This is a genomic window from Nostoc sp. CmiVER01 (genome assembly GCF_034531135.2).
Taxonomy (GTDB): Bacteria; Cyanobacteriota; Cyanobacteriia; order Cyanobacteriales; family Nostocaceae; genus Nostoc.
The window spans coordinates 193,286-209,613 of sequence record NZ_JAVRBU020000003.1; the positions used below are offsets into that span (position 1 = coordinate 193,286).

Sequence of the window (16,328 nt, forward strand, 5' to 3'; positions counted from 1 at the left end):
GGATTTCAAGATAAATTATGGCAAAGCATTTTCCTATTATTGAGGTTCCCCCAGATGCTCCTGAGGATACTGAGGATTTGGGAACAAAAGAAAAGTTCTGGTTCCATCATCAAGATTTAGGTCTTTGTCTCTACAAGAAAGCTAGACCAAATACAGGAGAAGATTGGTCAGAGAAGATTGCATCTGAGTTATCCGATTTATTAGAGCTACCTCATGCTAATTATGAACTAGCTACATTTAATAGCGAGAGAGGGACTATTTCACCATCATTTTTACCTGAAGATGAAAGTATACCTGAAGAGGAAAGGGTTCCCCTGAGTAGGCTTACCCTTGGCAACGAGATTCTAATCGGAGTAGTGTCTGACTATCCAAGATACTCAAAAAACCCATCTCAACACACAATCGATATTGTATTTAATGCCATTGGAGATTCTTCAGTAAATCTGCCTCTCAATTGGACACCACCGCATGGCATTGTGACTGCCGTGCATACTTTTGTTGGATACTTATTGTTAGATGCTTGGATAGGCAACTCTGATCGACACCATGAAAACTGGGCTGTCATCAGTTTGGAAGAGAAAATTTATTTAGCACCAACTTATGACCATGCCTCTAGCATGGGTAGGGAATTGCTAGATGAAAAACGACACTTAAAACTAACAATAAATCTGTCACGGGGTATGCGGAAAAATGTAATTCTGTACTTTATGCTAATGTTAATGATATAAGACCTCTCAAGGCGGTTGATGCGTTTCGTGAAGCTCAACAGCGCCATCCAAATGCAGCTAGAGTATGGTTAGATAACTTAGCAAGGGTGTCAAGTAATGATACGTTAGATATTTTTAGGCGTATCCCATCAGAACGCATATCGCAAACAGCAATTGAATTTGCACAGAAAATATTAGAATTCAATCAAAGCAGGCTACTGAAACTGCAAGACACCCTACTATGAAAACACTTTTTTTAGCTTGGCAAGATCCAAAAAGTCGTGCTTGGTTTCCCATTGGCCGATTAACCTTTGATGATATTAAATACCAGTTTGTTTACACGTATGGTGCTACAGAAGCTCAAGTAAAGTGCGGGTTTCAACCATTGATCTCTTTTCCAGACTTAAAGGAAGTATACACATCGGTTGAATTGTTTCCCTTGTTCTCCAATCGATTGATGCGACGTTCTCGCCCAGATTATAAAAATTATATTGAGTGGCTAAATATTCCTCAGCATGAGGACGAGCCAATTACTATTCTTGCTCGTAGTGGTGGACGCAAAACTACGGATAATTTTGAAGTTTTCCCCTGCCCAGAGCCAGATAAAAATGGTTTATACCATATCCATTTTTTTGTACACGGAGTACGGCACTTTCCCGCTTGTGCAATAGAACGGATTAATCAATTACAAACGGGTGAACTCTTATATTTAGCTAACGAATTTCAAAATCCCTATGACCCGCGTGCATTGCTTTTATGTACTGAGGATCATCACATTGTAGGTTATTGTCCTCGGTATATTGTGAATGATGTTTTTAAACTCAAGAGCAAAAATCCTGAACTTGTAAAAGTAAAAGTTGAGCGCGTTAATCCAGCACCGACACCTCTTCAACTACGTTTATTGTGCAATATGACCGCAGAATGGGACGAGGATTTTCGTCCATTTTCTAGTCGGGAGTATCAGCCTTTGGTGGCTGATATCCCAATGGCTTATGCTAGTTCCTAAAGTTGATGAGAGGCTAGAAAAGCTTGGACTTCAGCATCTGTTGGTTGAGAAGCGATCGCACCTGGTTTAATGGTAGTTAGTGCCCCAACAGCACTGGCATAAGTGACGATGCGTTTTGCGGTTTCGGCATCCCGCAAGCTGTGGATGCCATGCTGACTCAATTGGTGGATGAATCCTGCTAAAAAACTATCCCCTGCGCCAGTCGTGTCAACTACAGGTATGGAAAAGGAAGGTAATTTGCCTTCGTTCTCACCCAAACAGTAGCTACAACCGTTTTCGCCATCTGTTACTAGCACTCCTTCAATTGAAGCTAGACGGTAAGTGATGGCTCCGGGATCTGCGGTTTCAAATAGCCATTCAGCTTCTTCTTTGGAGAGTTTCAGAAAATCGACTCGCTTAAATAATTCTGGAATTTTTTGATGAGCGATGTTTGGCTCGTCCCAAAATACGGGACGCCAGTTCACATCCAACACAATTTTCAAATCGTAATGTTCTGCTAACTCTAGGGCGCGGTGAATTGCCACTTCACTTTCAGGATAGGCTAATTCTAAAGTACCTAAAACCAGAAAATCTGCGTCTTCAAACAGGGAATTTGGCAATTGTTTAGCTTGTAGGCGAGTATCAGCAAATTCTGCGGTATCATACTCACCAAATCCGGCGAAAGTGCGATCGCCTGCTAGATCCCGTGTAACATAAACTTGCCGCGTTGGTGCTGTAGGATGGCATTGTACCCCCGTCGTCTCTACACCTACATCTTGTAATAACTTGACTAGTGCATTCCCTGGTTCATCTTCACCAACGGCTCCAATAAATCCTGCTGGCGTCCCCAGCTTGACTAAAGCACAAGCTACGTTAGCTGGCGCTCCTCCAGGATACGGAGTCCAAGATTTTACTTCTTCTAGCTTTAGCCCTAATTGATCGGCTAAACAATCAAACAAAACTTCACCGAGGCACAAAACACGGGGATTGCTCATTTTATTTTAGATTTTAGATTTCGATTTTGGATTAGTAATTTACAGTATAAAATCTACAACAATTTTCGCTAATCTGTCGCCAGCCCTTCATAGAATTAAATAGCATTTTTTATTACTACATAACATCTATATGCTTCTGAGTATCATCTAATTGCTCTAAGAGTTTACACTATTATCTTTAAACTAGTTTAGTATAATAAAATACATCATTGTTTGATGATTTATATTTTTGCCAATTTTAAATCCAAAGAAAATATTGACAATCGGATTACTGCTAACACTTGAAACCCCTCCCAACAAAAGAATCTTCTAGAATTAGAAAGAGTGATTAAGTACATATACCAAGGGAGGATAGAAATAGTCATGGCTGGTGGCAAGTCTGAGACCCCCGTTAGTCTGTCAGACAGAGAACTGCAAATTATCGACTTAGTAGCCGCTGGCTTAACTAACCAAGAGATTGCAGGAAAACTGGAGATTAGCAAGCGTACAGTTGATAACCATATCAGTAATATTCTTACCAAGACCGAGACAGAAAATCGAGTAGCTCTTGTTCGCTGGGCTTTACAGTGGGGCAAAGTCTGCTTGAATGATGTCAATTGCTGTACTCTGCCTAAGCAGGTCGAATAAACGATTTATTTAGTAGCAAGGTAATTGCTCTGGTCTGGTATAATTGCAAGCCAATCTTGAAGTTTACTGATTATTTCCTTCTTCACGCCTAAGTTTTCAGTGTGAACACTCTACCAAAAGTTCCGAGTCCTTGACTCAGCCGGAGTTTATGTTAGTGGAGCCAGCTGACCTTCGGACTCGGAAACTATAAAAAATCAGAATTTCTTATTAAGCGGAACAGATGTAGGAATGGGGAGATGAGGGAGCAGGGGGATGAGGGAGACAAGGGGACAAGGGGACAAGGGGAATAACCCATGCCCAATGCCCAAACTCAAAAATCATCCACAAAAATTAGCAACAATTCAGTGGTGCAAGCGTTACATTTGAAAGAAATCTATGTTGCCCCATCGGCTTTGGGAGCAGTGTTCCAATGAATACTTCCGCTTCTTTTGAGGGTAGCTTGTCTCCCTTTAAATTTTTGAACTTTGATTTTACGACACCTGTATCTGAGAAAATTCCGCGTCTTGAAGACCGATTTTCAGAGTTTCCGCAACCCACACAAGATGCCGACTTACTCAGACAGCTATCGTTTATTCCGGGTTTGAAAGAAATTCTGATGATACGGCAGGTTCACGCCTTAGAACATGCTACTGTTTGGGTTCTTAGTGAATCAAAAAGTGCCTATCCTGCCCAAGGTGAACCTAGTAACGTTCAACTAGATAACGAACTACTAAGCGGTTTGTCTACTGAACAGGGATTCTATCTCTATGGTGAGGTGAATATTAGTGATTTGCGGCGTGCGGTCATACTTGCTCGACATCGCCTCACCAGTGGAGAATGGGATTTGGCTGTACATCCCCGTTGCGGGACAAATTTATCTGTAGCAATGCTCTTAACTGCTGGACTAGCTGTAGGTGTGCATCTGTTACTACCGTTTCGACCAATTGAGCAACTTATCGGTTTGGGGTTAGCAGCAACGACAGCCGCCGAACTTGCACCTGATTTAGGTTCTATGGCACAGCGTTACCTAACAACAGCCATTCCTTTTAACTTAACAATTGACAATATTATCCGTACACGCGACGTTTGGGGGCGTCATGCACATTTTGTTAAAGTGGGCTGGCAAGAATAGAGATGAGGGGGATGAGGGAGACAAAACAATTTTTCTCCATAGTTTTCTCCATTTAGTAACAGGTCGGCGGAAATAAACCTACTGTTTTATTACAGCCATAAAGACTAAAATTAAAACCTTTTGACTTTTGACTTTTGACTTCCGCCTTGCGGTACTCCCCTAAAAAAATTATGAGAAAACTTTACTTTTTACTTCCTGGTACAGATGGTAAATTTGCCTGTGGTGGTCTTTGGGCTGAGTTAAAAGCCCTTAATTTGGTTCAGCAATTCTGTAGTGCTGATATCGTAACTTACCGCCAACGAGAAAAAGGTAAGCTTTTTATTGATGATTTGCTAAAAGAGAAAAATTTAAATGATGTAATTTTTGTCATCAATTGGGGATTTGATATAGCTCAACTCGTGGCTAAACTTAAGCAATACAATGTTGTTTACCATGCACATAGTGCAGGTTATCCATTTAAACTACCCGCAAGTATTCCGATCATTACTGTTAGCCGCTATACAATGGGATATTGGGGAGAAAAATCACCCAATTCTCTAATTTATTATTTGCCCAATCAAATTTCTGATGAGTTTCAAAATTTAGGGCTGGAACGGGATATTGATGTTTTAGTTCAAACTCGGAAATCTTCTGAGTATTTAATTAAAGAATTGATTCCAGCGTTACAAAAACGTTGTAAAGTATTAGTTCTTGATTCATACATAGAGGATTTACCTGGATTATTCAACCGAGCTAAGGTTTACCTATATGATTCGGCTGAGTATTGGGCGCAACAGCGTGTAAGCGAAGGATTTGGTCTACAACCAATGGAAGCTCTTGCTTGTGGTTGTCAAGTATTTTCTAGTGTCAACGGTGGACTGGCTGATTACTTAGACCCTGGATTTAATTGCTATAAAATTGCTGGATATTCTCAAGAATATGATGTCCAACGTATTCTGAAGGTGATTGATTCTTCAGTAGCGTTTAGTTTGAGTGAAGAGTTTTTGGCTGAATATCGGACTGAAAATATTATTAAGCGTTTCCAAGTTATTCTGAATGAGTTAAATGAGTTTTTTGACCATAAGATACAGCAGCCATCTAATATTAAGAGTTTAACGAGAATACGTGTGGCAAAATTACTTGCTCAGAAAATATATGGGAAGGTGAGGAAAAAATATTTTCAGTAATAGAAAAAACCGCAGAGGCGCACAGATCACAGAGAGAAGAGAGGAAATGGAATGAGTCGGCGGTTATTAGTTACTGGAGGTGCGGGGTTTATTGGGGCGAATTTTGTGCATCATTGGTGTCAGGTTTATCCAGATGACCGAGTGGTGGTGTTGGATGCGCTTACCTACGCGGGAAATCGTCTGAATTTGGCGCTGGTTGAGGGAAGAGAGAATTTTCGGTTTGTGCAGGGGGATATTTGCGATCGCACCATCATAGATGAGTTATTATCAACCAAAAATATAGATACCATCGCCCATTTTGCTGCTGAATCTCATGTTGATCGTTCGATTCTTGGGCCGGCTGCTTTTGTACAAACTAATGTGGTAGGAACTTTCACACTGCTAGAAGCTTTTCGGAAACATTGGGAAGCAAAAGCACAGCCATCTAATTATCGTTTTCTACACGTTTCTACTGATGAAGTTTACGGTAGTTTAGCCCCAGATGATCCAGCTTTTTGTGAAACGACACCTTACGCTCCCAATAGTCCCTATTCAGCCTCAAAAGCCGGTAGCGATCACTTAGTGCGTGCTTATTACCATACTTACAACCTCCCGACAATTATCACAAATTGCTCTAATAATTACGGCCATTATCAGTTTCCTGAAAAGCTAATTCCCCTGATGTGCATCAACACTTTGATAGGGAAACCATTACCTGTTTATGGTGATGGTAAAAATGTACGTGATTGGCTTTATGTAGGCGATCATTGTCGTGCTTTGGATGTGGTAATCAATCATGGTCAACCAGGAGAAACATACAATATTGGTGGTAGCAATGAAGTGGAAAATCTCAACCTGGTGCAACTTTTGTGTCAGATGATGGATGAATTAGCACCTGATTTACCAGTACGTCCAGCAAAGCAGTTGATTACTTTTGTCAAGGATAGACCTGGGCATGATCGGAGATATGCAATTAATGCGAACAAGATTAAAACTCAGCTTGGTTGGACACCTTCAGTAACAATTGCTGAGGGTTTACGTTTAACAGTTGAGTGGTATCTCAATCATCGTGATTGGTGGGAACCTCTGCTGTCTGCGGAATATCAAGCTTACTATCGCAAAAATTATCTACAATCTGCAAATAATGGTTGACGAAATAATTACTAATTTGTGATTCGTAATTAAAGAATAGGTATAGAGCCAATACTAAATCAAAAGCTGTATATTGTCTAATCACACTTCAATCTTATGAAATTTCATCTATAATTTAAAGTCTTTGCATCTACTTTTATTTGCATAAATCAATGAGTTATATTTTTTTAACGTAAGTTGCTAGTTAGTGTTCGTAATCTGCACACAATAGTGTCACAATCGATAACTACTGATGTGATTCACTCTGCGGCTGGAGGCATGATTTTTTGCGGCGTGAGAGAATATCCCAGCGCCTTCATGATGGAATTGACGTTTTCAAGGCGCGGGTTGCCATTGCTGGATAAGGCTTTTTGTAATCCCCGGCGTGTCATGCCGGTTTGCTCGGCTATCTCACTAATTCCCCGTACACGGGCAACGACGCGCAAGGATGCTAACAACGCGCCGGAATCGTTGTCTTCTGCATATTCCTGAAATATCTCGGTCAAATAATCGTCGATTTCTTCCGGGTGCTTACGCAAGTACTCTTCTTCAAATTCATCAAGTGTTCTAAATTTTCTCACGGCTTAAGTACTCCTTCCAGTAAGCTTTTGCATCTTCGATGTCCTGATTCTGTGTGCTTTTGTCGCCTCCACACAGTACGACAACAATATTTTCAGCATCTTCACCAAAATAGACGCGATAACCAGAACCAAAAAACATTCGCAACTCGCTTAAACCATCTCCTATTGGCGCAACATCGCCGTAATTGCCTTGTTCAAGGCGGCGTAGGCGTTGCAGTATGCCTCGTTTTCCTTGTTGATCCCGTAAATTATTTATTCACTCTGTAAACGGCTCATAGCCGTCTTGATTGGCATAGATGATAATCTGTTTTGGTTGTGCTTCTTTGGACACCTTCAATCTTTAATGTTATTCATAACATATGCGAATAATAATTCGCACCAGGTTTTTAGGGAATCCCAAAGTCTAAATTTTCAACTGCTCTAAAAATTATCTGGCTCTCACTATTTCTCTTTATTCCTATCTAATTTCTCTTGAATTGCTTCTCTACAAAATTCAGGAGGGTTATCTTGTTTCTGTATCTCTTCCTTCATTTCTTTCGTAACTCTCAGATTGACTTGCTCGGTTAGTGGTTTTTCTCTGTCTGTGGTGAAGTTTTTTAAATTTTCTGGATTACCTTTAGGATTAGGCATTGTTGAGAAATATGAATAAGACTTGAACTGCATGATAGCAAGCGAATAGAGTTTTAGATCGGTGGCGATTGTGTCTTGCAAACTAGTTCACCACCGATTTCCACTTTTACAAGAGGTAACTCTATTTTATGTTTACACGCACAGAATTAGAAGTTAAAAGCTTGAGAGCGTTACGCGATTTATGTCTGATACAGTATGGCATCCAAGCAATAGGAAACCCTGCTGATAAAGCATCCTACATTAACGCGCTCCTGACCTTCCCTGTTGTAGCCTGCAAGCAAGTATCAGAGAATAAAGGATTAAAGTCTCCTATATTCTCTCAAGTAGAAGCCCTAGAAGTGACACTAGAAGCTATGGGAACACCTACACCGGAGCAGTCAGCCTTGCTTAAGGTGACGATGGAAGGAAGCTAGAGTACCCAGCACGGTACAGTCAAGAGAAGTTATTTGGACTCTATTGGGTTAAATGGCATTTGGATACAGCACTAGAGATACTGGGAATGCTCTAAACCCTAATTAACCTTGCTAACTATTCCTCGGCATCCTAAAACCGGGGATTTTTTTATGTCTATTTTTACTGAAGAAAGGCAGAGGGCAGGAGGTAAGGCAGCCCCCGTCTTGGCGGTTCCCGTCGATAGCGCAGCGTTAGCGAGTCCTCGAGCGTCTGGGGGACTGCCGAACCCGAAGGGCAGGAGGAAGAAAATATATTTTTTACCCTCTGCCAAGCGGGTTTTCTAGATAATGACTATCCTTGAATAGTAAGGGAATCAGAGTAAATTGCCAGCAGGTGTCAGATGCTGCAACCAGAACAGATATTACAAGACCGTTATCAAATTCAACGCCAACTTGGCAACAATGGAATTCGTCAAACTTGGCAAGCATTGGATTTACAAGCCTCTGATGGTGAAAATTCGACTGTTGTAGTCAAGCTTTTAGCCTTTGGCGGTACTGTCCAGTGGGATGATTTGAAACTTTTTGAGAGGGAAGCGCAAATACTTAAACAGCTAAATCATCCCCGCATCCCTCGATATATAGATTATTTTTGTATCGACGATCGCACGCTTTGGTTTGCTTTAATACAAGAATATATTCCTGGTGAGTCGCTCAAGGAAAAACTTGCTATTGGCGAAAGGTTTAGTGAAAAGCGAGCTAGAAAAATTGCTGTTGAGGTTTTAAATATTCTCATCTATCTACATGAGTTAAATCCAGGGGTGTTGCATAGAGATATTAAACCGAGTAATTTAATCTGGGGCGAAGATAATCGGATTTATTTAGTTGATTTTGGTTCAGTTCAGGATAAAGCAGCAAGAGAGGGCGTTACTTTTACCGTTGTCGGTACTTATGGTTATGCCCCAATGGAACAATTTGGTGGTCGAGCTGTTGCGGCTTCAGACCTCTATGCACTGGGTGCGACTCTGATTCATTTGTTAACAGGAACTTCCCCCTGTGATTTGCCCCAGCAGGATTTGCGGTTGCAATTTGCAGACCGAGTTAAGTTGAGTCCCAGTTTTGTCAGTTGGCTACAAAAGTTGATAGAACCTGCTCCAGAACAACGATTTACTAATGCCCGGGAAGCGCTGAATGTTCTCAAATCTCGTTTGGCTATTAAATCTGCAAACAAGAATCAGCTTTTGCCGCTAAAAGAAATAATCAACAATTCTGGATGTGGGATAAATAATCACAATGAAACAGTCCCAGAGGAAATTCTCGGTTGGAATTGGGGCGCATTTCTCATGCCTTGGTTGTGGATGTGGCCGAATCAAGTGTGGTGTGGTGTATTCTGTTTTATACCAAAATTTTCGTTGTTTCTGGCGATCGCATTCGGTGCAAAAGGCAACGAATGGGCTTGGAAAAGTAGACGGTGGAACAGTATTGAACAATTCAAAGCGCATCAAAGAGGCTGGGCGATCGCTGGTATTGTAATTGGAGGACCGATAAGTATTATGTTATGGGTTCGAGCGATCGCTTTACTCCAAGCTGCATTTTAGTGGGGAGTGGGGAATGGGGAATGGGAAATGGGGGAAGAAGAACTGATTATTGACTTATGCCCAAAGCCGCCTTATGTCCTCACTCCCCCCTACTCACTACTCCCTACTCCCCACTCCCCCTAGCTCCTTCTAACTACTAACTTGCGATTCAACTACACCCACAGGACAAGAAACATTTGTCCCTCCCAAACCACAATACCCGTTGGGATTTTTAGCCAAGTATTGCTGATGGTAAGCTTCGGCGTAGTAGAATTCCGGCGCATCCAAGATTTCTGTAGTAATCTTGCCATAACCTGCATCGTTGAGGGCTTGCTGATAAGCTTCCCGCGATGCTTCTGCTAGCTGCTTTTGACTTTCGGAATATACATAAATTCCCGAACGGTATTGAGTGCCAGTATCATTACCTTGGCGCATCCCTTGGGTGGGATTGTGGCTTTCCCAAAAGACTTTGAGTAGTTCAGAATAACTAATTACTTTGGGATCAAACACAACTAACACCACTTCATTGTGACCGGTTCGCCCACTACATACCTCTTCATAAGTGGGGTTGGGTGTGAACCCAGCAGCGTAACCCACTGCGGTGGTATAGACTCCTTTAAGTTGCCAGAATTTGCGTTCTGCACCCCAAAAACAGCCCAAGCCAAAAATTGCCTTTTCTAATCCATCGGGATAAGGAGGTTGTAAGGGATTCTTGTTGACATAATGAGCCGCAGGTACTGAAATAGATTGTGCCCTTCCTGGCAAAGCTTCCTCAGGTGTGGGCATAACTGCCTTTTTGCCAAATCCGAATAGTGCCATTGATTTTGATGATATATATCTTTACCTTATTTACTATTGTAAAGATTCTAGCGATCGCTTGGGGTTGTCTCAGGATTCTTAGTACAGCCATTCTCATCGGCCAACAGTTCGGTAGCTTTTATATTAAGTTTTATTAATTTTAATATATCTAGATAAATAGATTGTGTGCCGATAATACATGTAATCATATAATTTTCTTCGGTCACAAAAAAATATGTATGTTATTTAACAGCTTAGAGTTTATATTTCTCTTTTTGCCAATTACTCTTTTCATATTTTTCTTTTGTGGTAAATATGGTTATTACCGTTTAGCAATCACCTGGTTAGTGACTGCTTCTTTATTTTTTTATGCTTGGTGGAACCCAAGATACTTACTATTACTTCTAGTTTCAATTGGCTTAAATTTTTTTATAGGCTATACACTTAACCAATTAAACTCACCAGTCATAAAAAAAACACTGCTTGTTTTAGGAATAACAGCTAATTTAATTATCCTTTGTTGCTTCAAGTACGCTAACTTTTTTGTTTCAAGTGCAGCCGATATATTAGATTTAAACTTTAATTTACAAAATATTATCTTGCCATTAGGGATATCCTTCTTTACTTTCCAGCAAATTACCTACTTGGTTGATTCTTTCCGTGGGGAAGCGAAAGACACTAAATTTGTAGATTACTGCCTATTTATCACCTTTTTTCCTAAACTAATTTCTGGCCCTATTGTTCATCATTCAGAGATCATGCCACAGTTTGCTAACAAAACTGTGTGTCAGTTTAACTTAGAGAATATAGCAGTAGGTATTACGATTTTCAGTTTGGGATTATTTAAGAAAGTTGTCTTTGCAGATAATATTGCTGCTTATGCAAGCCCAGTATTTAATAGTGCTGCTGCTGGTATCTTTCCCACATTTTTAGAATCTTGGATTGGTGCGTTAGCTTACACGTTGCAACTGTACTTTGATTTTTCTGGTTATTCTGATATGGCAATTGGGATAGCTAGGATGTTCGGGATTAAGTTACCAGTTAACTTTTTCTCACCTTATAAAGCTACCAGTATTAGCGACTTCTGGCGTAGGTGGCACATCACTCTTTCTAACTTTCTTCGAGATTATTTATACATTCCTTTAGGTGGTAATCGTAAAGGTGAGATTAGACGTAGCTTGAATTTAATGATAACCATGCTGCTGGGAGGAATTTGGCACGGAGAAGGTTGGCAATTTGTCTTTTGGGGTGGATTGCATGGAGCTTATCTAACTATTAATCATGAATGGAATGTTTTCCAAAAAAAGTATGATTTGAAAATAAATAACTGGCTGAGTCTAAAACTTGGTTGGTTTATAACATTTCTCGCGGTTGTCTTCGGATGGGTTTTCTTCAGAGCAGAAAACATGGCTACGGCATTTATAATTGTCAAAGGCATGATTGGATTAAATGGCTTATTATTGAGTACTCAAATTATTGAATCAGGATTAAAAAAAGCAATCATTGATATTTCTATTTTACTTGCGATCGTTTGGTTGACACCTAATGTTCAAGAATGGATGGGCAAGTATGAACCAGTATTAAATTATGAAAAAATAAAAAAACTTTCATCTAATAGCCTTTTTTGGTCTAAATTACAGTGGCAACCGAATCAAACCTATGCCTTAGTCATTTCAGTTTTAACTGTAATCGCACTGTTACACCTTACTAAAGTTAGTGAGTTTTTATATTTTCAGTTTTAGGGAGAATCAACCTGATGTTTGCTTATTTGAAAACCTACTTGACGATGGTAAGTACACTTATCTCGTTTATTGGAGTAGTAAATGTAGCTGTTGATCCACTCTGGTACACTCAAGGGAACAAGTTAAATTCAGTAAATATTCCCTATAATGAAAGGTTGACCAAAACTAATCTATTGTTGCATAGTGATAAGCAAAAGTATGATTGCCTGATTTTTGGTAGCTCTCGTGTAACTCTGTTAAATAGTAAGGCACTGAAGAATAATGTTTGTTTCAACTATTCTTTCAGTGCTGGAACAGCTGAGGAATTTACCAAATATGCAGAATATGTTAAAGATAAAGGAGTTAATCCTCAAACAATATATGTGGGGATAGACGGTTACAATTTCACTTTTGATAAAAAAACGGCATTTAAAAATAAAGTTGAGGTAGCAGAACCAAAACCTGCCTATCAGTCTTATCTATTCTCACTAGACACTTTGCAGTTATCCTTAAAAACAATTTTTAGGCTAAATACAGAGATTAGATTTTACGATCAAGATTTTCAAGGTAAAGTTTTTGATAATGCTCCTAAATACAAACCTGAGTTTGTAGATAAAAAAACTCAAGAGAAATGCGACTTTTCTCGCATTGCCTATTACAAACAAATACGACATACATTCCCAAATGCTAAAATTATTGGATATGTGCCACCAATATCAGTTTGGAAGCTTTTCAATGAAAGCTATGCTCGTGGTTTGCTAGACTGCGAATTACAAGCAATTTATGAAGCTAGCAACAGTTATGATATAACATACGATTTCTCATATCCTTCAGAGATGACCACAGTCACATATAATACTTATGATGGTAGTCATTACTATCCAGATGTGAATAATCAAATAGCACAAGTTCTTGAAGGAAAGCTATCAAGTCCTGGAATTTCCATCCATCAATATAATTTAAATGAATATCAGCAGTTCCATAAAAGTAAGCTAAAAGAGTATTTGTACAAAGAAAAACAGGGAAAACGGTGGTAGAAAACAGAGTTTGAATTTGTTTGAATCTGATTGTTTTGACTTTTACATATACGTCTTGATTTTTGTTCTGGCGCTAGTCTGTGCTATTTATCAATGTAATAAATACTTTTCAAGGATAAATTAGCGTCAGAAGATACTCATGGATAAAATACCAAAAATTGATCGTCAAAGGGAGCATCAAGCGAACGAACGCACATTTCTGGCTTGGCTTCGCACTTCTATTGCATTGATTAGCTTTGGTTTTGCGATCGCGCGATTTGGTATATTTTTGCGCCAGTTGAATATTGCTATTACTCAACAAGAACTTCCGGTAAATCCATTATCCAACTCGGAAAATTTGGGTTTGGCTTTGGTAATTTGTGGAATTATAACTGTTGTCTTAGCCGCGTGGCGATACAATCAAGTTTTTTGGCAAATTGAACGAGCAGATTATAGACCAAATAGGTTAATGATTTGGATAATGACCGGAGTAGTAATTATTTTGGCACTTTTCAGTATTCCTTTGCTCTTAAGACGTGATAAAGTTTTTCTTCGCTCTCCTTCTCAAATTCAACCACAGTCTCGAAATTTGCAAAGATCAACCCCAAACTTCTATATAAAAAAGGGGACGATTACTACTAAATACAAACAAATATATTACAAGATCCCCAACTTCTTAAAGAAGTCGAGGATCTGAGCCTTTAATTAACAGTAGCCTCAGAAATAACGGTTACACAAGCATTCACTAAGGGTAACAGCGGCCCTAATTGTTCTTGTCCATTCACGGCTAAATCGCTGTGACACAAATAAACTCTCTTGGATACACGAGACAATAAATCTGTCAAAATCCTTTGCAGCCTTTGTTCTTCTGCTAATTTCTCATCTTCTGCTGTCCAAGGTTCGCCTAACCTGTCTCGCAGGAAAAACGGCGCACCGAACAAAGTTGCTGCACCACCTTTGGCCCATAGAGGTGAACCAGCATCCAGCCAAAAATGCCAACGGTGCGATCGCCTACTAGACCGATATTGAAATATAGTTGCTAAGGTGACAGCTTTTCTCGCTCCACCAATGGGACGCACAGGGTAAGGGTTGGCGGTGATTGTACCACGTCGCAGTAGTTGAATGAATTCAATAATAGTTGTGTGAGGCGTTGTCTCAACTGGGCCAATTTGTCGTAATCTGGTGTCAATTTCCCAGTAGTGTTGGGCGGTTTCTAGTAATTCCCGCAGTGCTGCTAGTTGTTCATAGGGGAGATTACTACCATTCCACAAAAAACGTTGAATTGCTCTGTCTAAGAGAGAAATAGGACTAGGAATTAACCGCAATTCTTGTTGCGATCGCTGTTGTTCTAACCACTGTAATATCTCACTATAGGCTGTAGTCGCTGCATAACCAATTCTATCCCAGCGCTCGAAGGCTGACACTGGTAGCAAGTTGGGGCGATCGGGATGGGGTACAAAGCAGTAATCTGCAATCAAACCAGCGCGAACCGGATCAATATCAGTGTTCAATGGGGAATGGGGAGTGGGGAGTGGGGAGTTTTCTGATGGTTGTTTTCTACTCAACACAACTAGCATTTCTGCAACGGCATCCCGATCTACTAGGCGTCCTAAGCCGGGATAAACTAGTGCCAGCATGGTGAGTAATGCGCGAATGACGGGTGAACTAATTAGGGGACGTTGATCATTGAGCGATTCTACTTGGATATTTTGTTTGACCAGGATTTCTACTAGAGTATAGCGAGCGATCGCATCTAAACCTGGTGCAATAATCGCTACTTCTTCTGGTTGCACTTGCTGTGATTGAATGGCATCAGCAATTACTTCTGCTGTTTGCCGCAATAGTTGGGCACGGGAGGTAGTTTGAATTGAATGCACCGTTTTTGGTAAACTCAACAGTACCATCGGTTCTGTAAGTAATTCCACCATCTGTTTAGCTTGCTCACCAAGGGACTCTGGAGGCGGCCCGGTCAAGATTTCTACCCGACAACGTTCTGCTAACCCTTCTAGATAGTTGGGATCTGCTCCCAATCCCAATCGCACTGCACCATCGGGATTATAGCTAAAGGCCCCGACTGCACCTTGATCTAATAGCAACTCAAATAAAAGACGCGCTACGCTTGGATAATCATCTACATCATCTGCCAGTACTGCCTGATAGCGTTTAGTTAGGTGCTGCTGGTAATTGCGATCGCTTAATAAATGCTGACTATACAGTTCGGTAATAATGCCATAAGTTAATAACCCCCTCTCTAAACACCAGTTATGCCAATCTAGAAGCAAAGAGGCGAGAAATTCCGGCTCTAAAGTTGTAGGATTTTCCCCCAGACCCCTTGTCAAAATCTGGGCAATATCTACGCAAGGTACACCACTATAAGCTGCTAATTGCAATAAGTCTAGAATGCGACGCACTAGGCGAGATTCATTCACTCCCGCAACACGTAAAATTTCTTCGTCTAATTGGGGACGCCAGAGTTTGGTTGCTAACTCTTGCTCCGTTTCTGGGCGCAATCTTACCGGAAACTGTGCCTTCAGGCTCAAAGAGTTAATTAGCAATGGCCAAAATAAAATAACTTCATCCTGGAAAAAACCTAGCGGCGTTTTGGCACGCACCGGATATTTTCCTAATGTAGATGTAACAATTTTATCTCCCAATTCTCGCCGATTATCATCATTGGCAGCTAAGACTAAAACTCCTGGCTCTGTTTGTTTAAGATATAAAAATTCGGGTGTATAAACGCCTTTTTTACGTCCTGGTTTTTTAGTATAAAATGATTCAACATACTGTTTCTCAGGTTGTACCCAACTACAAAATTGCTCTACCAAGCGAGCCGTCTTACCACTGCGGCTAGTGCCAACAATCCAAACCGAATGAGAAACCACAAACTTTCTCCTTGTAGATTTGCTAGTATACCT

17 protein-coding genes and 1 pseudogene are annotated in these 16,328 nt (G+C 40.4%); 11 read left to right on the top strand and 7 right to left on the bottom strand.

Annotated elements, in window-relative coordinates; all coding sequences use genetic code 11:
• Positions 1-17: 17 nt before the first annotated feature.
• The gene (locus tag RMZ43_RS05745) at positions 18-728 is read left to right on the top strand and encodes a hypothetical protein (protein WP_322655119.1); all 711 of its coding nucleotides are present in this window, start codon (positions 18-20) and stop codon (positions 726-728) included.
• Positions 729-948: 220 nt separating this feature from the next.
• Entirely contained in the window at positions 949-1,713 is a 765-nt protein-coding gene (locus RMZ43_RS05750) for an HIRAN domain-containing protein (protein WP_322655120.1), read from the top strand.
• Here the strand turns inward: RMZ43_RS05750 and RMZ43_RS05755 are convergent.
• Positions 1,710-2,687 (bottom strand): carbohydrate kinase family protein, encoded by a 978-nt coding sequence (locus tag RMZ43_RS05755; protein ID WP_322655121.1) that lies wholly within the window; start codon positions 2,685-2,687, stop codon positions 1,710-1,712. The genes RMZ43_RS05750 and RMZ43_RS05755 overlap by 4 nt on opposite strands.
• A 363-nt stretch (positions 2,688-3,050) precedes the next feature.
• Between RMZ43_RS05755 and RMZ43_RS05760 the strand changes: the two genes are divergently transcribed.
• The 4 genes from RMZ43_RS05760 to rfbB all read left to right on the top strand — a co-directional run bounded on the left by RMZ43_RS05760 (position 3,051) and on the right by rfbB (position 6,722).
• On the top strand, positions 3,051-3,314 hold the full coding sequence (locus RMZ43_RS05760; protein ID WP_322655272.1) for a helix-turn-helix domain-containing protein: 264 nt from the start codon (positions 3,051-3,053) through the stop codon (positions 3,312-3,314).
• A 409-nt stretch (positions 3,315-3,723) separates the two neighbouring features.
• On the top strand, positions 3,724-4,425 hold the full coding sequence (locus RMZ43_RS05765; protein ID WP_322646266.1) for a DUF6391 domain-containing protein: 702 nt from the start codon (positions 3,724-3,726) through the stop codon (positions 4,423-4,425).
• 170 nt (positions 4,426-4,595) lie between these two features.
• Positions 4,596-5,591, top strand: coding sequence for a glycosyltransferase (locus RMZ43_RS05770; RefSeq protein ID WP_322655122.1), 996 nt, complete (start codon positions 4,596-4,598; stop codon positions 5,589-5,591).
• 51 nt (positions 5,592-5,642) lie between these two features.
• Entirely contained in the window at positions 5,643-6,722 is a 1,080-nt protein-coding gene (rfbB, locus tag RMZ43_RS05775) for a dTDP-glucose 4,6-dehydratase (protein ID WP_322655123.1), read from the top strand.
• A gap of 239 nt (positions 6,723-6,961) precedes the next feature.
• Here rfbB and RMZ43_RS05780 read toward each other — a convergent pair whose 3' ends face one another.
• From RMZ43_RS05780 to RMZ43_RS05790, 3 genes are all read right to left on the bottom strand, one after another.
• Complete coding sequence (locus tag RMZ43_RS05780) at positions 6,962-7,282, bottom strand: addiction module antidote protein (protein WP_322655124.1); 321 nt, start codon at positions 7,280-7,282, stop codon at positions 6,962-6,964.
• Positions 7,269-7,538, bottom strand: a complete 270-nt coding sequence (locus tag RMZ43_RS05785; RefSeq protein ID WP_322655273.1) for a type II toxin-antitoxin system RelE/ParE family toxin — start codon at positions 7,536-7,538, stop codon at positions 7,269-7,271. The genes RMZ43_RS05780 and RMZ43_RS05785 overlap by 14 nt, the downstream gene beginning before the upstream one ends.
• Positions 7,539-7,723: 185 nt before the next feature.
• Positions 7,724-7,912, bottom strand: a complete 189-nt coding sequence (locus RMZ43_RS05790) for a hypothetical protein (protein WP_229458644.1) — start codon at positions 7,910-7,912, stop codon at positions 7,724-7,726.
• Between the two features lie 128 nt (positions 7,913-8,040).
• On the opposite strand from RMZ43_RS05790, the gene RMZ43_RS05795 reads away from it, so the two are divergent.
• Together RMZ43_RS05795 and RMZ43_RS05800 are read left to right on the top strand one after the other, a co-directional pair.
• Positions 8,041-8,325, top strand: a complete 285-nt coding sequence (locus tag RMZ43_RS05795; RefSeq protein ID WP_322655125.1) for a hypothetical protein — start codon at positions 8,041-8,043, stop codon at positions 8,323-8,325.
• Between the two features lie 380 nt (positions 8,326-8,705).
• Entirely contained in the window at positions 8,706-9,899 is a 1,194-nt protein-coding gene (locus RMZ43_RS05800) for a serine/threonine protein kinase (protein WP_322655126.1), read from the top strand.
• A gap of 129 nt (positions 9,900-10,028) precedes the next feature.
• Here the strand turns inward: RMZ43_RS05800 and msrA are convergent, their stop codons facing one another.
• Entirely contained in the window at positions 10,029-10,697 is a 669-nt protein-coding gene (gene msrA, locus RMZ43_RS05805; protein ID WP_322646262.1) for a peptide-methionine (S)-S-oxide reductase MsrA, read from the bottom strand.
• A 47-nt stretch (positions 10,698-10,744) separates the two neighbouring features.
• Entirely contained in the window at positions 10,745-10,885 is a 141-nt protein-coding gene (locus RMZ43_RS05810) for a hypothetical protein (RefSeq protein WP_322655127.1), read from the bottom strand.
• A 30-nt stretch (positions 10,886-10,915) separates the two neighbouring features.
• Here RMZ43_RS05810 and RMZ43_RS05815 point away from each other — a divergent pair, with 30 nt between their 5' ends.
• The 3 genes and pseudogenes from RMZ43_RS05815 to RMZ43_RS05825 form a co-directional block, all read left to right on the top strand.
• Positions 10,916-12,418 (top strand): MBOAT family O-acyltransferase, encoded by a 1,503-nt coding sequence (locus RMZ43_RS05815; protein WP_322655128.1) that lies wholly within the window; start codon positions 10,916-10,918, stop codon positions 12,416-12,418.
• Between the two features lie 14 nt (positions 12,419-12,432).
• Entirely contained in the window at positions 12,433-13,434 is a 1,002-nt protein-coding gene (locus tag RMZ43_RS05820; RefSeq protein WP_322655129.1) for a hypothetical protein, read from the top strand.
• Positions 13,435-13,573: 139 nt separating this feature from the next.
• Positions 13,574-14,008: pseudogene (locus tag RMZ43_RS05825) on the top strand (YidH family protein); the annotation flags it as partial.
• A gap of 106 nt (positions 14,009-14,114) precedes the next feature.
• On the opposite strand, the gene RMZ43_RS05830 reads toward RMZ43_RS05825, so the two are convergent.
• On the bottom strand, positions 14,115-16,295 hold the full coding sequence (locus RMZ43_RS05830; protein WP_322655130.1) for a recombinase family protein: 2,181 nt from the start codon (positions 16,293-16,295) through the stop codon (positions 14,115-14,117).
• Positions 16,296-16,328: the final 33 nt, after the last annotated feature.

What these genes read in the sequence shown, in the direction of transcription:
- RMZ43_RS05755 (WP_322655121.1), bottom strand. Translation starts at nt 2,687, where the DNA reads ATGAGCAATCCCCGTGTTTTGTGCCTCGGTGAAGTTTTGTTTGATTGT.
- RMZ43_RS05790 (WP_229458644.1), bottom strand. Translation starts at nt 7,912, where the DNA reads ATGCCTAATCCTAAAGGTAATCCAGAAAATTTAAAAAACTTCACCACA.
- RMZ43_RS05760 (WP_322655272.1), top strand. Translation starts at nt 3,051, where the DNA reads ATGGCTGGTGGCAAGTCTGAGACCCCCGTTAGTCTGTCAGACAGAGAA.
- RMZ43_RS05765 (WP_322646266.1), top strand. Translation starts at nt 3,724, where the DNA reads ATGAATACTTCCGCTTCTTTTGAGGGTAGCTTGTCTCCCTTTAAATTT.
- RMZ43_RS05800 (WP_322655126.1), top strand. Translation starts at nt 8,706, where the DNA reads ATGCTGCAACCAGAACAGATATTACAAGACCGTTATCAAATTCAACGC.
- rfbB (WP_322655123.1), top strand. Translation starts at nt 5,643, where the DNA reads ATGAGTCGGCGGTTATTAGTTACTGGAGGTGCGGGGTTTATTGGGGCG.
- RMZ43_RS05745 (WP_322655119.1), top strand. Translation starts at nt 18, where the DNA reads ATGGCAAAGCATTTTCCTATTATTGAGGTTCCCCCAGATGCTCCTGAG.
- RMZ43_RS05795 (WP_322655125.1), top strand. Translation starts at nt 8,041, where the DNA reads ATGTTTACACGCACAGAATTAGAAGTTAAAAGCTTGAGAGCGTTACGC.
- msrA (WP_322646262.1), bottom strand. Translation starts at nt 10,697, where the DNA reads ATGGCACTATTCGGATTTGGCAAAAAGGCAGTTATGCCCACACCTGAG.
- RMZ43_RS05750 (WP_322655120.1), top strand. Translation starts at nt 949, where the DNA reads ATGAAAACACTTTTTTTAGCTTGGCAAGATCCAAAAAGTCGTGCTTGG.
- RMZ43_RS05820 (WP_322655129.1), top strand. Translation starts at nt 12,433, where the DNA reads ATGTTTGCTTATTTGAAAACCTACTTGACGATGGTAAGTACACTTATC.
- RMZ43_RS05770 (WP_322655122.1), top strand. Translation starts at nt 4,596, where the DNA reads ATGAGAAAACTTTACTTTTTACTTCCTGGTACAGATGGTAAATTTGCC.
- RMZ43_RS05815 (WP_322655128.1), top strand. Translation starts at nt 10,916, where the DNA reads ATGTTATTTAACAGCTTAGAGTTTATATTTCTCTTTTTGCCAATTACT.
- RMZ43_RS05810 (WP_322655127.1), bottom strand. Translation starts at nt 10,885, where the DNA reads ATGATTACATGTATTATCGGCACACAATCTATTTATCTAGATATATTA.